The 12516-nt window shown below is 45.0% G+C and carries 17 protein-coding genes and 1 tRNA gene; 16 read left to right on the top strand and 2 right to left on the bottom strand.

What is annotated here, in order from left to right; translation table 11 throughout:
* The first annotated feature begins 6 nt into the window (after positions 1–6).
* From ACQRCC_RS12405 to ACQRCC_RS12385, 5 genes are all read left to right on the top strand, one after another.
* On the top strand, positions 7–867 hold the full coding sequence (locus ACQRCC_RS12405; protein ID WP_427851097.1) for a hypothetical protein: 861 nt from the start codon (positions 7–9) through the stop codon (positions 865–867).
* 1 nt (position 868) lies between these two features.
* Positions 869–1384, top strand: a complete 516-nt coding sequence (locus tag ACQRCC_RS12400) for a ribonuclease domain-containing protein (protein WP_427851096.1) — start codon at positions 869–871, stop codon at positions 1382–1384.
* 5 nt (positions 1385–1389) lie between these two features.
* On the top strand, positions 1390–1635 hold the full coding sequence (locus tag ACQRCC_RS12395; RefSeq protein WP_427851095.1) for a barstar family protein: 246 nt from the start codon (positions 1390–1392) through the stop codon (positions 1633–1635).
* A 32-nt stretch (positions 1636–1667) separates the two neighbouring features.
* Positions 1668–1976: a sugar transporter gene (locus ACQRCC_RS12390; protein WP_427851094.1), complete on the top strand. Its 309-nt coding sequence runs from the start codon at positions 1668–1670 to the stop codon at positions 1974–1976.
* 146 nt (positions 1977–2122) lie between these two features.
* Positions 2123–2389: a phage holin family protein gene (locus ACQRCC_RS12385; RefSeq protein ID WP_427851093.1), complete on the top strand. Its 267-nt coding sequence runs from the start codon at positions 2123–2125 to the stop codon at positions 2387–2389.
* Positions 2390–2458: 69 nt separating this feature from the next.
* Here ACQRCC_RS12385 and ACQRCC_RS12380 read toward each other — a convergent pair whose 3' ends face one another.
* A complete protein-coding gene (locus ACQRCC_RS12380) occupies positions 2459–3331 on the bottom strand; it encodes an aldose 1-epimerase family protein (protein ID WP_427851092.1) in 873 nt (290 codons plus the stop codon).
* Between the two features lie 163 nt (positions 3332–3494).
* Here ACQRCC_RS12380 and ACQRCC_RS12375 point away from each other — a divergent pair, with 163 nt between their 5' ends.
* Positions 3495–3902, top strand: a complete 408-nt coding sequence (locus ACQRCC_RS12375) for a ribonuclease Z (protein ID WP_427851091.1) — start codon at positions 3495–3497, stop codon at positions 3900–3902.
* 2 nt (positions 3903–3904) lie between these two features.
* Positions 3905–4795 (top strand): DNA/RNA non-specific endonuclease, encoded by an 891-nt coding sequence (locus ACQRCC_RS12370; protein ID WP_427851090.1) that lies wholly within the window; start codon positions 3905–3907, stop codon positions 4793–4795.
* Positions 4796–4839: 44 nt separating this feature from the next.
* Here the strand turns inward: ACQRCC_RS12370 and ACQRCC_RS12365 are convergent.
* Positions 4840–4922, bottom strand: a tRNA-Leu gene (locus ACQRCC_RS12365).
* A gap of 194 nt (positions 4923–5116) precedes the next feature.
* Here ACQRCC_RS12365 and sdaAB point away from each other — a divergent pair.
* From sdaAB to accB, 9 genes are all read left to right on the top strand, one after another.
* The gene (gene sdaAB / locus ACQRCC_RS12360; protein WP_427851089.1) at positions 5117–5788 is read left to right on the top strand and encodes an L-serine ammonia-lyase, iron-sulfur-dependent subunit beta; all 672 of its coding nucleotides are present in this window, start codon (positions 5117–5119) and stop codon (positions 5786–5788) included.
* Positions 5789–5836: 48 nt separating this feature from the next.
* Positions 5837–6700 carry an L-serine ammonia-lyase, iron-sulfur-dependent, subunit alpha gene (gene sdaAA / locus ACQRCC_RS12355; RefSeq protein ID WP_427851088.1) on the top strand — a complete coding sequence of 288 codons (864 nt, stop codon included), beginning with the start codon at positions 5837–5839 and terminating at the stop codon, positions 6698–6700.
* Positions 6701–6915: 215 nt separating this feature from the next.
* Positions 6916–7881 (top strand): beta-ketoacyl-ACP synthase III, encoded by a 966-nt coding sequence (locus tag ACQRCC_RS12350; RefSeq protein ID WP_427851087.1) that lies wholly within the window; start codon positions 6916–6918, stop codon positions 7879–7881.
* Positions 7882–7960: 79 nt separating this feature from the next.
* Positions 7961–8185 (top strand): acyl carrier protein, encoded by a 225-nt coding sequence (gene acpP / locus ACQRCC_RS12345; RefSeq protein WP_427851086.1) that lies wholly within the window; start codon positions 7961–7963, stop codon positions 8183–8185.
* A gap of 13 nt (positions 8186–8198) precedes the next feature.
* A complete protein-coding gene (gene fabK, locus ACQRCC_RS12340; protein WP_427851085.1) occupies positions 8199–9137 on the top strand; it encodes an enoyl-[acyl-carrier-protein] reductase FabK in 939 nt (312 codons plus the stop codon).
* Positions 9130–10050, top strand: a complete 921-nt coding sequence (fabD, locus tag ACQRCC_RS12335) for an ACP S-malonyltransferase (protein WP_427851084.1) — start codon at positions 9130–9132, stop codon at positions 10048–10050. Before fabK ends, fabD begins: the two co-directional genes overlap by 8 nt.
* Before the next feature lie 11 nt (positions 10051–10061).
* Complete coding sequence (fabG, locus tag ACQRCC_RS12330) at positions 10062–10802, top strand: 3-oxoacyl-[acyl-carrier-protein] reductase (protein ID WP_427851083.1); 741 nt, start codon at positions 10062–10064, stop codon at positions 10800–10802.
* Positions 10802–12043 carry a beta-ketoacyl-ACP synthase II gene (gene fabF / locus ACQRCC_RS12325; RefSeq protein ID WP_427851126.1) on the top strand — a complete coding sequence of 414 codons (1242 nt, stop codon included), beginning with the start codon at positions 10802–10804 and terminating at the stop codon, positions 12041–12043. The genes fabG and fabF overlap by 1 nt, the downstream gene beginning before the upstream one ends.
* 3 nt (positions 12044–12046) lie before the next feature.
* On the top strand, positions 12047–12484 hold the full coding sequence (gene accB, locus ACQRCC_RS12320) for an acetyl-CoA carboxylase biotin carboxyl carrier protein (RefSeq protein WP_427851082.1): 438 nt from the start codon (positions 12047–12049) through the stop codon (positions 12482–12484).
* Positions 12485–12516 lie beyond the last annotated feature (32 nt).

Raw genomic sequence — 12516 nt, 5'->3', positions numbered from 1 at the left:
ATTGAATTGAAAAAGAAATTTAAAATGATGTCGAAGGCACTGGAGATGGAGCTTCGAGAACACAAAAGTTCATTTATGGTATATGTTATTCTTCGTGCGCTGGTAATCCTCGTGATGATTCTGCAGATATTTAACAGGAATTTCGAAAATGTATTTCTGTGTATACTGACTCTGCTGCTTTTGATTGTTCCGAGTTTTATTCAGGTGAATTTTAAAATAGAATTACCTACCGGACTGGAAATTATATTGCTTTTGTTTATATTTGCTGCGGAAATATTAGGAGAAATTCAGGCATATTATATCAAAATTCCGGCATGGGATACTATGCTGCACACCATAAATGGATTTCTGATGGCGGCAATAGGATTTTCACTGGTTGATATTTTGAACCGAAATGAGAGATTTTCCTTTAAATTATCCCCTGTTTTTGTAGCAATCGTGGCATTTTGTTTTTCCATGACCATAGGAGTAATTTGGGAATTCTTTGAATTTAGCATGGATCAGTTCTTTTTGCTGGATATGCAGAAAGATACAGTGGTACATACAATTTCATCCGTAATGCTGGATCCGACAGGAGGCAATACGCCTACGATTGTAGGTGATATTAATGATGTTGTGGTGAATGGCCAATCACTTGGACTTGGAGGATATCTGGATATCGGTCTTATTGATACCATGAAGGATTTGATGGTGAACTTTGTCGGTGCCGTTGTTTTCTCGATTATCGGATTCTTCTACATTAAAAATCGTGGCGAGGGAAAATTTGCGAACCGGCTTATTCCGAGACTGAAAAACCAGGATGCAGATTTCCTGAAACAAGTGGAAGAGGAAGAAGAACTTCAGAAAGAAAAAGGGAAAGAAGAATAGTATGAAAAAATTTATAAAGCAAATGCTGGTATTGCTGGTTCTCCTTCTTTGTATGCTTACAGGATGTAGTTCTGTGGAGTCGTCGGGGAATTCTGCGGTTTCGTCAGAAGAATCTGTGGAGTTAGTGGAAGAATCAGGTGAATTGGCAGAAGATGCAGGAATATCGGTAGAGGAAGCAGGCGAATATACCTCTAAGGATGAGGTTGCAGCATATCTGCATATCTATGGACATTTGCCGGATAATTTTATTACGAAAAAAGAGGCAAAAAAGCTGGGTTGGGTCAGTCAGTCAGGAAATCTTGGTGAAGTTGCGCCGGGAAAGAGCATTGGCGGAGACTATTTTGGAAATTATGAGGGCAGCCTTCCGCAGGCTTCCGACCGAAAATATTATGAATGTGATATTGACTCAGATGGGAAATACAGAGGTGCCAAACGAATTGTCTATTCCAATGATGGATTGATTTATTATACGGAAGATCATTATGAAACCTTTGAACTTTTGTACGGGGAGGAATGAGGGGAATGGAATATGTTTTAGATGCGGAATGTATGCAGACAGAAGAAGAGGCGCATAAATATCTGAGAAAACAGCTGCATCTTCCAGAATATTATGGAGAAAATCTGGATGCTTTATATGATTGTCTGACCGAAATGGAAGACGTTGAGATTGTCATTCAGAATTTTAATAAAATAAAAGGCAGCTATGCGGTCAGAATTTTGCAGGTTATCGAAGATGCGGAAATTCCCTGTTATATAGAAGATCTATAGAGAATATCTATAAAAAATATGCGGAAAAACGATTGGTAATCTTTGATGAACTGGTAGATTCCGGACTTCTGAATCTTGACGGATGTCTGAAAATCGGACAGATTCTCGGCGCAAAATTAACAAAAACAAGTGATTCCCTATGCCCTCTGACACCGGATAATGTAGAGGGATACAAAGATGGCGTTGAAGAAGAATCAGCACCGGCAGAAGAAGCTGAGACATCACCGGAGGCACCGGCAGTAGCAGTGAATGTGGAAGGCGCGGTTGTGAAGGTTGCAAACGGAAAAGTTGTAATCTCCATCAAGGAAGGAAAAGATATTTATCTGGAGCTTCCAATATAGTACAAACGGACAAAAGGAAAAGCAAAGATGAAGAAACTGTTGTTCTGTAGAGCAGCAGTTTTTTTCTGCGAAATTATCGGGAAGACCCGGTGTGTTTAAAATAAGTGGCTCCTCATATACTGGAAAAAAGAGAAGGTTTTGATGATATGGATATCGGTACTTTGGGAACAGTGGTCTCCATAGTGGCAATCTGTTATGTTGTGGGACTTGGATGTAAAGCATCAAGCAGAATTCAGGATAAATGGATTCCGATTATTATGGCAGTGTCCGGTGGAATACTGGGAGTCGTAGGATTATATACAATGCCGGATTTCCCGGCGGAAAATCTGTTGAATGCAGTAGCCGTCGGAATGGCAAATGGTCTGGCTGCAACCGGAGTCAACCAGTTGTATAAACAGCAGTGTAAAGAATGATTACAAGATTTGCTTATATGCAGTCTGCCTGGGATGGATATTATTTTCCATCCCGGGCGGAGTAAAGCTTTAGCCTATCTCAATTTGATAGCTTCTTTCAAATACTTCCTGTGGATTCAGGGTGTTGCTATATTCCCGTTCTGCAAGAGTTCCATTAAAGTCAAAACGGTCACAGCGTCCGTACCAGGGCTCGATGCAGATAAAAGGAGCATGTTTGCCTGCCGGTGACCAGACTCCGAATAGAGGAGAGTCAAAAGTGACGGTCAGATAAGGAACTTTGTCCGGTGTACAGAGACTTACACGTTTTGCCTGATCATGCTCAATAATCAGCGCATCCCGGTCGAAAAGATCAGCGGTAATAGTGAGGAAGCCATCCTCGGTTGTCAGTGTTTCTTCTGTAGCCAGTAATCCATCTGTATTTAGCAATCCGTATGTAATTGGTTCTTTCGTGTCAAAAGAGATGAAATAATCGGTCTGCTGCCCCTGCTGATCTAACGGACACATAAATGCAGGATGTCCGCCAATAGAAAAATGTATGGTCTTCTCATCTTCGTTAATTACCCGCCAAATTACAGTCAGTTTCTGATCTTCCAGCCGGTAGCCGATTTCCAGACGAAAAGCAAATGGATATTTCGCAAGCGTTTCTTCATTAGAAGACAGCTCGAGCCAGCATTCTGTTTCCGTTGCACTTAGAAGAGAAAACTCCATATCACGGGCAAAACCGTGCTGCCCCATGGGATATGTGCTTCCTCCATATTGGAACTCCTTTCCCTTCAGACTTCCCACGATCGGGAATAATACCGGTGATGTGCGATTCCAGTAAGCGGGGTCAGCATTCCAGAGATATTCTGTTCCGGTGGATTTCTTCTGAATGCTGGAAAGTTCTGCACCGAAATAATTTATAGTGACTTTTAAATTTTCGTTTTCCAGATAAAGCTGCATATTACTCCTTTCGATTCCAGGCGATACCGAGAGCCCTGGAATTATTTTTCTCTATTAGGTACTTTTGATGTTATTGTAACGCGGCGAGAAAGGAAGTGCAAGGATGATGAGAAAATGTTATAATCAGGTTGGGATGAGTTGACGGAAAAAGGAAGTGGATAAAATGTATTTGATTGCATGCGTTGAAGACAGAATGGGAATGTTGTTTAATCATCGCCGGGTAAGTCAGGATAAAGCAGTTTGTAAAAATATCATAGACATGTGTGAGAAGCAAAAAATATATATACAGGAATATTCTTCTGTTTTATTTAAGGATCATGATCCGGACAATATCAAAATCATGAAAGATTTTTTCTCTTCTGATCTGAGAGGGCAGTATGTTTTTATAGAAAATCCGGAAAGTGTGAAAGAAGAGATGCTGGAAAAAATAATTCTTTACCGTTGGAACCGAAAATACCCGGCAGATCAATTCTTTCCGATAGACTTAACCGGATGGAAATTATCTGAGAAAGATGAGTTTTCGGGAAATTCACATGAAAAAATAACGAAAGAAATTTACGTGAGGAAATAGTGATGAAGAATATGAAACGTTACCTGTGTATATTGAGCTGTATTACAGCAATGATTCTGACGGTTACGGGCTGTTCCGTATCAAGCCTGCAGAATAACAGCAAGATTAGCAGTTTCAGCAGAAGTGAGGCCATTTCTGTGGAAGAAATACCGGAATACAGAGGAGAGCCTTATGTTGTAATTCAGGATAACCTACCGGATTTTTCAAAAGAGGACATAACAGAGGAATCATTTGAAGAATACAGTGAGTTAGATGACCTTGGCCGATGCGGTACGGCTGTTGCGAACATTGGTCAGGATCTGATGCCGACAGAAAAGAGAGGCTCTATCGGTCAGGTAAAGCCTACGGGATGGCATACGGTAAAATATGATAATGTAGATGGAAAGTATCTTTATAATCGTTGCCATCTGATCGGATACCAGCTCACTGCGGAAAACGCAAACGAGGAGAATCTGATCACCGGAACCAGATATATGAATGTAGAGGGAATGCTCCCTTTTGAAAATATGGTGGCCGATTACATCAAAGAAACCGATAACCATGTGCTGTACAGAGTAACACCGGTTTTTGAAGGAGACAATCTTCTGGCGTCCGGTGTGCAGATGGAGGCTTTGTCGGTAGAAGACGGCGGAGAAGGAATTTCTTTTAATGTCTATATTTATAATGTACAGCCCGGAATCGATATCGATTATACGACAGGTGAAAGCAGCCTGGCGGACAGCGCGGAAAGTACGGAAAGATCAGTTGGTGAAATCCGGGGGAATTCAAATTCAAAAATATATCACTGCCCGGGACAGACAGCATATGAAGATATGGCAGATTCAAAATACCTGGTGATATTCTCATCGGAAGAGGAGGCACAAAAAGCAGGATATAGAAAAGCGAAGAGATAAGAGATTAATAAAAAAAAGTCCTTGATTTTCAAGGACTTTTCTTATGCGGAGAAAGGGACTTGAACCCTCACAGTATTGCTACCACTAGAACCTGAATCTAGCGCGTCTGCCATTCCGCCATCTCCGCTCGACAAAAAGTATAATAGCATACATTTCAAAATAATGCAAATACTTTTTGCAAAAAAATAAAAAATATTTGTAATACACCCAAAAGAACAGTATAATGAAGGTAGAAATTCTCCCGCAAAAAAGGGGAAAGCAGGAGAATAATACCGCAGCAGATGATGCTGACGAAAGAGAAAGGTGAGAGGTATAGTCATTATGGCAAGTATTTTCGACATTTTGGGTCCTGTTATGGTAGGACCTTCCAGTTCCCACACGGCAGGCGCTGTGAAAATCGGTCTGGTTGCAAGACAGCTTTTGGGAACTCAGCCGGAGAAGGCGGAAATCTATCTGTCCGGTTCCTTTGCAGCGACAGGAGAAGGACATGGAACAGATAAGGCACTTGTTGCAGGGCTTTTGGGAATGAAGCCTGACGATATGCGAATTCCGGGAAGCTATGAGGTGGCAAAGGAAGAGGGTATGGACTTTGTCATTAAGAAAAAGGAAATCCGGGGAGCACATCCGAATACAGCCTATCTGGTCCTGGAAGCAGAAGGAGTGGCGCCGCTTAAGATTCAGGCATATTCGATAGGCGGAGGAAGAATCCGGGTAAGCAAGCTTGATGACATGGATGTGAATTTTAGTGCGGAACATAACACGCTGATTGTACACAATATTGATCAGCCGGGCTGCGTGTCTGATGTGGCAAATGTATTGAGCCGTAAGAAAATTAATATTGCAACGATGCAGCTTTTCCGTGATAAGAGAGGCGGTTTTGCAGTAATGGTTGTAGAGACGGATCAGGTAATCTCTCAGCATGCGCTGGAGTGGCTGCGCGAGATGGAGGGAATCTTAAAAGTAACATTCTTAAATGTGTCCGGTATGGTTTAGTTCATTTTCGGGGATAAGAAGAAAAAGTCAGGAGGATAAGAAGAACGTATGTCATTTCGAGCGATAGAAGAAATACAGAGTAAATGTAAGAACGAGAATATTGAATTCTGGAAGGCAATCCAGCTGGAGGATTGCGATGAGCGCGGAGCCGGGGAAGAGGAGTCCTGGGAGCAGATGCGCGGAATGTGGCACGCCATGAGAGACAGTGTGGATGCTTATGAGCCGGATCTGATTTCAAGAAGCGGTCTCGTGGGACGTGAAGGCGGTCTGATGGAGGCTTATCAGCAGAATGGAGATACATTGTGCGGTGATTTTGTGGCAAAGGTTATGACCATTGCACTTAAGATGGGATGTAATAATGCCTGTATGAAGAGGATTGTAGCAGCTCCGACGGCAGGAGCCTGTGGTGTGATGCCGGCAGTACTGGTAGCTTACTATCGGGAAAAAGAGGTGCCGGAGGATAAGATGATCGAAGCCATGTATGTAGCAGCAGGAGTGGGACAGGTCATTGCAAACCGTGCATTTCTTGCGGGAGCAGCAGGCGGATGTCAGGCAGAGATAGGATCCGGTTCTGCCATGGCGGCAGCTGCAATCACTTATCTCCGGGGTGGAGATGTGTATCAGATGGGACATGCGGCAGCAATGGCGCTTAAAAATCTGATGGGACTTGTATGCGATCCGGTTGCAGGACTTGTTGAGGTTCCGTGTGTAAAGAGAAATGTAGGCGGTGCAGTGAATGCGCTTGCGGCAGCTGATATGGCGCTGGCAGGAATTATCAGTCAGATTCCTGTGGATCAGGTTATTGATGCCATGCGTGATGTGGGCGAGAAGATGGATGTCAGCCTCCGGGAGACGGGTATCGGTGGTGTGGCAGGAAGTCCGCGCGGTATAGAAGTTATGGAAAAGATGTAATAAATATAAGGAAAAGATTTTGGTGCCGGGATTTCGCCCGGCACCATTTTTTCGGTTATGGGTATTTATGCATAAAGAAAAGAATGAAAAAAGCAAATAATTTGATAATCAAACTACTTGACATTCAAAACAAGGTTGTATATACTTTGAAAGTCAAAACATTTTCAAGAGTCAATTAAGACCATGTAGAAGAGAGAAGAAATGAGGACAACACCATGACAGGAATGATTTGTGGAACAGGTTCTTATGTACCGGATAATATTTTGGACAATCATGATATTGCAAAGCTGGTGGAGACCAGTGATGAATGGATACGGGAACGCACAGGTGTGGTGAAACGCCATATCATAGGAAATGAGACGACGGTATCCATGGCAGCCGAGGCGGGAAAGCGGGCGCTTGAAGACGCGAAGGTAGATGCGAAGGATGTGGATATGATCCTGGTATCGACCATTTCCTCAGATGTGATACTTCCCTGCGCAGCCTGCAAGGTGCAGAAGATTCTGGGAGCAGAGCGGGCAGTGTGCTTTGATCTGAATGCAGCCTGCAGCGGATTTATTTTCGCATATAATACAGCTCTTGCCTATCTGGCAAGCGGTATGTGCCGGACCATACTGGTCATCGGCAGCGAAAGCTTATCGAATCTGATTAACTGGAAAGACCGCGGAACCTGTATTCTCTTCGGTGACGGGGCGGGAGCGGCCGTTGTGAAGGCATGTGAAGGAAAGAATTATCAGATTGCAGCCCATTCCGATGGGGCGAAAGGTGAGGCTCTGACCTGTCCGGGAGGGCACGTAAAGGGATGGCAGCAAATGCCGGAGGAAGATCGGTACATGAAAATGGATGGCCGGGGCGTATTTCAATTTGCAGTAAAACGGGTGCCGGAAGCAATACGCGAGGTGTTGGAGATAAACCGGCTGAAAATTGCAGATATTGATTATTTCATTTTGCATCAGGCAAATCGCAGGATTGTAGAGGCTGTGGCAAAAAGGCTGGGCGTGGAAATAGAAAAATTTCCCATGAATCTGCAGGAATACGGCAATACCTCTTCCGCAAGCATTCCGATTCTTCTGGACGAGCTGCGAAGAAGCCGGGTTTTACAACCGGGACACAGAATTGTGCTGGCAGGATTCGGTGCGGGGCTTTCCTGGGGAGCAGATATTATTGACTGGAAGATTTAGCGAACAACATGGCTTTATTCAGCTGTGATGTCATAGAAACATAAGAGTAAAAAGATAGAATGTAAAGGAGATTATAACAATGGTAGAAAAGATTATTGAAATGACAGCAGAGGCACTTGGAGTAGAGGAAAGCAATATTACAGAAACTTCTTCATTTAAGGAAGACCTTGGAGCAGATTCTCTGGATTTATTTGAGCTTGTCATGGCTTTGGAAGAAGAGTATGGAGTAGAGATTCCGACAGAAGATCTGGAGCAGATTGCAACAATTGGTGATGTAGTGAAGTATCTGGAAGAGCATAAATAAGCGGAGGACAGGTATGAAGACAGAAATAACGGAACTGCTTGGAATTGAATATCCGATTATCCAGGGCGGCATGGCATGGGTGGCAGAGTATCATCTGGCTGCAGCTGTATCGGAAGCCGGAGGGCTTGGACTGATTGGTGCCGCAAGTGCACCGGCGGACTGGGTACGGGATCAGATCCGGGAGGCACGAAAGTTAACCGATAAGCCATTTGGTGTAAATATTATGCTGATGAGTCCGTATGCGGATGAGGTCGCCAGGGTTATCGTGGAAGAAGGCGTAAAGGTAGTGACTACCGGAGCCGGAAGTCCGGAAAAGTATATGAAAATGTGGAAGGAAGCCGGTGTTAAAGTCATTCCGGTAGTAGCTTCCGTTGCGCTGGCAAAGCGTATGGAGCGCTGCGGTGCAGATGCACTGGTAGCTGAAGGAACAGAGGCCGGAGGCCATATCGGAGAAAATACGACTATGGTACTGGTACCACAGGTTGTAGATGCAGTTAATGTCCCGGTAATCGCAGCCGGAGGAATTGCAGACGGACGTGGTATTGCGGCAGCATTTATGCTGGGTGCAAGAGGGGTGCAGATGGGAACTCATTTTGTAGTAACCGAGGAATCCATCGTACATGAAAATTATAAAGACCGCATCATCAAGGCAAAGGATATTGATTCCCGGGTTACAGGACGTACCACAGGACATCCGGTACGTGCACTTCGCAATGATATGACGAAAAAATATCTGGAGCTGGAAAATAAAGGTGCAAGCTTTGAAGAACTGGAACTTTTGACACTGGGAGGTCTTCGCAAGGCTGTTGTCGAGGGCGATGTGAAGAACGGAAGTGTGATGGCAGGTCAGATTGCAGGCATGGTAAAGGAGAAAATGTCCTGTAAGGCATTGATTACGAAACTGGTAAATGAGACAGACGGGTTAATCAAAGGAGCAGGTTTTTATGAGTAAGATAGCTTTTATCTATCCGGGTCAGGGTGCCCAGAAGGCAGGCATGGGAGCCGATTTTTATGAGAAGAGCCCCCTGGCAAAGGCAGTGTTTGATGAGGCGGAGGAGATTCTGGATCTGGATATGAAAGCACTGTGCTTTGAGAAAAATGACAGACTTGATATTACAGAATACACGCAGGCAGCTATGGTTACCACCTGTCTGGCTATGACAGAAGTGGTGAAGGCAGCAGGGCTTACGCCGGACATGACGGCAGGATTAAGTCTTGGAGAATACTGTGCCATTGCAGCTGCGGGCGGCATGAGCAATACAGATGCTATCCGGACGGTGCGTGCCAGAGGAATTCTGATGCAGAATACGGTTCCGGCAGGTGAGGGAGCCATGGCGGCGATTCTTGGTATGTCAGGGGAAGCCATTGAGAATGTGATTGGTGATATGGAACAGGTGTCCGTAGCCAATTATAACTGTCCGGGACAGATTGTCATCACCGGAGAGACTTCTGCTGTGGAAGAAGCAGCAGAAAAGTTAAAAGAGGCCGGTGCAAAGCGTACCGTAATGCTGAATGTCAGCGGACCATTTCATTCTCCAATGCTGAAGCCGGCAGGAGAAAAGCTGGGAAAAGTGCTGGAGACGGTGGGATTTACATCTCTTCAGATGCCTTATGTGACCAATGTGACGGCAGAGCCGGTGGACGATATTTCCGAAACAAAAGAACTTTTGATGGAACAGGTCAGCTCTTCCGTTCGCTGGGAACAGAGCATGGAGCGGATGATCGAAGAGGGAGTAGATACCTTCGTGGAAATCGGACCGGGTAAGACATTAAGCGGATTTATGCGTAAGATTAACCGGGATGTAAACATGTACCATATAGGTGTGTGGGAAGATGTGGAAGTAGTAGTAAATGCGTTAAAGTAGGAGGAGTCAGTATGTTGGATGGAAAGATAGCAGTTGTAACCGGAGCATCCCGGGGGATTGGAAGGGCAATCGCAAAGGAGCTTGCCGGACTCGGTGCTGTGACGGTAATTAATTATAACGGTTCATCAGACCGGGCAATGGAAGTAAAGCAGGAGATTGAATCCTGTGGAGGGCAGGCAGAGCTTTTCCAGTGTGATGTGTCAGATTACGCTAAATGCGAGGCATTCATCCAGGATGTGATTCAAAAATACGGACGCATTGACATTTTAGTAAATAATGCGGGGATTACAAGGGATGGTCTTCTTATGAAAATGTCGGAGGAAGATTTTGACCGGGTGATAAATGTGAACCTGAAAGGTGCGTTTAACACTATCCGGTTTGTATCCCGGCAGATGCTGAAGCAGAGAAGTGGACGCATTATCAACCTGTCTTCCGTAGTAGGGATTATGGGAAATGCGGGACAGGCAAATTATGCAGCCTCCAAGGCAGGTGTGATTGGACTTACCAAGGCCGCGGCAAGGGAACTTGCTTCCCGTGGAATCACGGTAAATGCAATCGCACCGGGATTTATTGAGACGGAAATGACAGAGGTATTGTCAGATAAGGTGAAAGAATCTACAAAGGCGCAGATTCCCCTCGGAATTTTTGGAAAACCGGAGGATATCGCAAAGACAGCGGCATTTCTTGCATCAGAGGATGCCGGATATATTACAGGACAGGTAATTCAGGTAGATGGAGGAATGGCAATATGATGAAGCGAAGAGTAGTGGTCACCGGACTTGGAGCCGTGACACCAATTGGAAATAATGTAGCAGACTTCTGGGCCGGCATCCGGGAAGGAAAAGTGGGAATCAGTGAGATTACCAAATTTGACACTTCTGACTATAAAGTAAAGATTGCGGCAGAGGTGAAAGACTTTGTGGCGAAAGAACATATGGATTTCAAAGCAGCAAAGAGAATGGAACCATTTTCACAGTATGCTGTGGCAGCAGCAAAAGAAGCTTATGCAGACGCGGGAATTGACATAGAGAAAGAAGATCCTTTCCGTGCGGGAGTCATCGTTGGATCCGGTATCGGAAGCCTGCAGCAGGTAGAAAGCAATTACACAAAGATTGTGGAAAAAGGGCCGAATAAAGTAAACCCGCTGATGGTGCCGCTGATGATTTCCAATATGGCAGCCGGAAATATTTCCATTCAGCTCGGGTTCCGCGGAAAATGCACGAATGTAGTAACAGCATGTGCATCGGGAACACATTGTATCGGAGATGCATTCCGTGCCATTCAGTATGGTGATGCAGATATTATGATAGCAGGCGGTACCGAAAGTTGTATCTGTCCATCAGGAGTTGCCGGATTTACCGCTCTGACTGCATTGTCACAGAGTACAGATCCAATGCGGGCGTCTATTCCATTTGACAAGGACAGAGACGGATTTGTTCTGGGCGAGGGCGCAGGCGTAGTCATTCTGGAAGAACTGGAGCATGCAAAAGCACGTGGAGCAAAAATTTATGCTGAAGTTGCGGGATACGGTGCAACAGCAGACGCATATCATATCACTTCCCCAATCGAGGATGGAAGCGGCGCTGCCCGTGCCATGGAGCTTGCCGTGGAAGAGGCAGGGGTGAAGCCGGAAGAGGTGGAATACATCAATGCTCACGGAACCAGTACCCATCACAATGACTTATTTGAGACACGCGCTATAAGAAAAGCATTCGGCGAGGCGGCTGACAACGTAATCGTCAATTCAACCAAATCCATGATCGGTCATCTTCTGGGCGCGGCAGGCGGTGTAGAATTCGTCACCTGCGTAAAATCAGTAGAAGAGGGATTCATTCATCAGACAGTAGGAACAACAGAAGCGGATCCGGAATGTGACCTGAACTATGCAATCGGTGCACCAATCGAAAAACCGATCCATTATGCCATGAGCAACTCCCTGGGCTTTGGCGGTCATAATGCGACAATACTGATTCGCAAATATGTGGAGGACTAGAAAATGGAATTTGAACAGCTCATCACATTAATCAAAACAGTGTCAGACTCAGAACTGACCGGATTTCGATATGAAGAAAACGGAGTCCGAATCAGACTTAGCAAAGAAAAGAAAAAGACGTCTGTCCTGGCCGGAATACCTGCGGCAGAAGCGACAGTGGCAGAGGTTTTTGAAAACAAGATGGAAAAACCGGCTGCGGTAAAAGAAGGAAATTACGTAAAATCACCGCTGGTGGGCACATTCTACGTGGCACCGGCAGAAGACGCCGCACCATTCGTGTCCGTCGGGGATGTTGTAAAGAAGGGCCAGACACTTGCAATCGTGGAAGCAATGAAACTCATGAACGAAATCGAAAGCGAGTACGATGGAATCGTTGAGGAAGTGCTGGTCGAGAACGGTCAGGCAGTGGAATATGGCCAGCCGTTGTTTCGAATTGTGTAGGTGGGTACACCACAAAAGTCAAATGGGTACAC

The sequence above is a fragment of the Sporofaciens sp. SGI.106 genome (genome assembly GCF_050314255.1).
In the GTDB taxonomy this organism is placed as follows: domain Bacteria; phylum Bacillota; class Clostridia; order Lachnospirales; family Lachnospiraceae; genus Claveliimonas.
This window is presented reverse-complemented; position numbering and strand designations above follow the sequence as displayed.

Excerpts from the sequence above, each read along its gene's own strand:
- ACQRCC_RS12400 (WP_427851096.1), top strand. The coding sequence starts at position 869 with ATGAAAAAATTTATAAAGCAAATGCTGGTATTGCTGGTTCTCCTTCTT.
- ACQRCC_RS12395 (WP_427851095.1), top strand. The coding sequence starts at position 1,390 with ATGGAATATGTTTTAGATGCGGAATGTATGCAGACAGAAGAAGAGGCG.
- ACQRCC_RS12385 (WP_427851093.1), top strand. The coding sequence starts at position 2,123 with ATGGATATCGGTACTTTGGGAACAGTGGTCTCCATAGTGGCAATCTGT.
- ACQRCC_RS12380 (WP_427851092.1), bottom strand. The coding sequence starts at position 3,331 with ATGCAGCTTTATCTGGAAAACGAAAATTTAAAAGTCACTATAAATTAT.
- ACQRCC_RS12375 (WP_427851091.1), top strand. The coding sequence starts at position 3,495 with ATGTATTTGATTGCATGCGTTGAAGACAGAATGGGAATGTTGTTTAAT.
- ACQRCC_RS12370 (WP_427851090.1), top strand. The coding sequence starts at position 3,905 with ATGAAGAATATGAAACGTTACCTGTGTATATTGAGCTGTATTACAGCA.
- sdaAB (WP_427851089.1), top strand. The coding sequence starts at position 5,117 with ATGGCAAGTATTTTCGACATTTTGGGTCCTGTTATGGTAGGACCTTCC.
- sdaAA (WP_427851088.1), top strand. The coding sequence starts at position 5,837 with ATGTCATTTCGAGCGATAGAAGAAATACAGAGTAAATGTAAGAACGAG.
- ACQRCC_RS12350 (WP_427851087.1), top strand. The coding sequence starts at position 6,916 with ATGACAGGAATGATTTGTGGAACAGGTTCTTATGTACCGGATAATATT.
- acpP (WP_427851086.1), top strand. The coding sequence starts at position 7,961 with ATGGTAGAAAAGATTATTGAAATGACAGCAGAGGCACTTGGAGTAGAG.
- fabK (WP_427851085.1), top strand. The coding sequence starts at position 8,199 with ATGAAGACAGAAATAACGGAACTGCTTGGAATTGAATATCCGATTATC.
- fabD (WP_427851084.1), top strand. The coding sequence starts at position 9,130 with ATGAGTAAGATAGCTTTTATCTATCCGGGTCAGGGTGCCCAGAAGGCA.
- fabG (WP_427851083.1), top strand. The coding sequence starts at position 10,062 with ATGTTGGATGGAAAGATAGCAGTTGTAACCGGAGCATCCCGGGGGATT.
- fabF (WP_427851126.1), top strand. The coding sequence starts at position 10,802 with ATGAAGCGAAGAGTAGTGGTCACCGGACTTGGAGCCGTGACACCAATT.
- accB (WP_427851082.1), top strand. The coding sequence starts at position 12,047 with ATGGAATTTGAACAGCTCATCACATTAATCAAAACAGTGTCAGACTCA.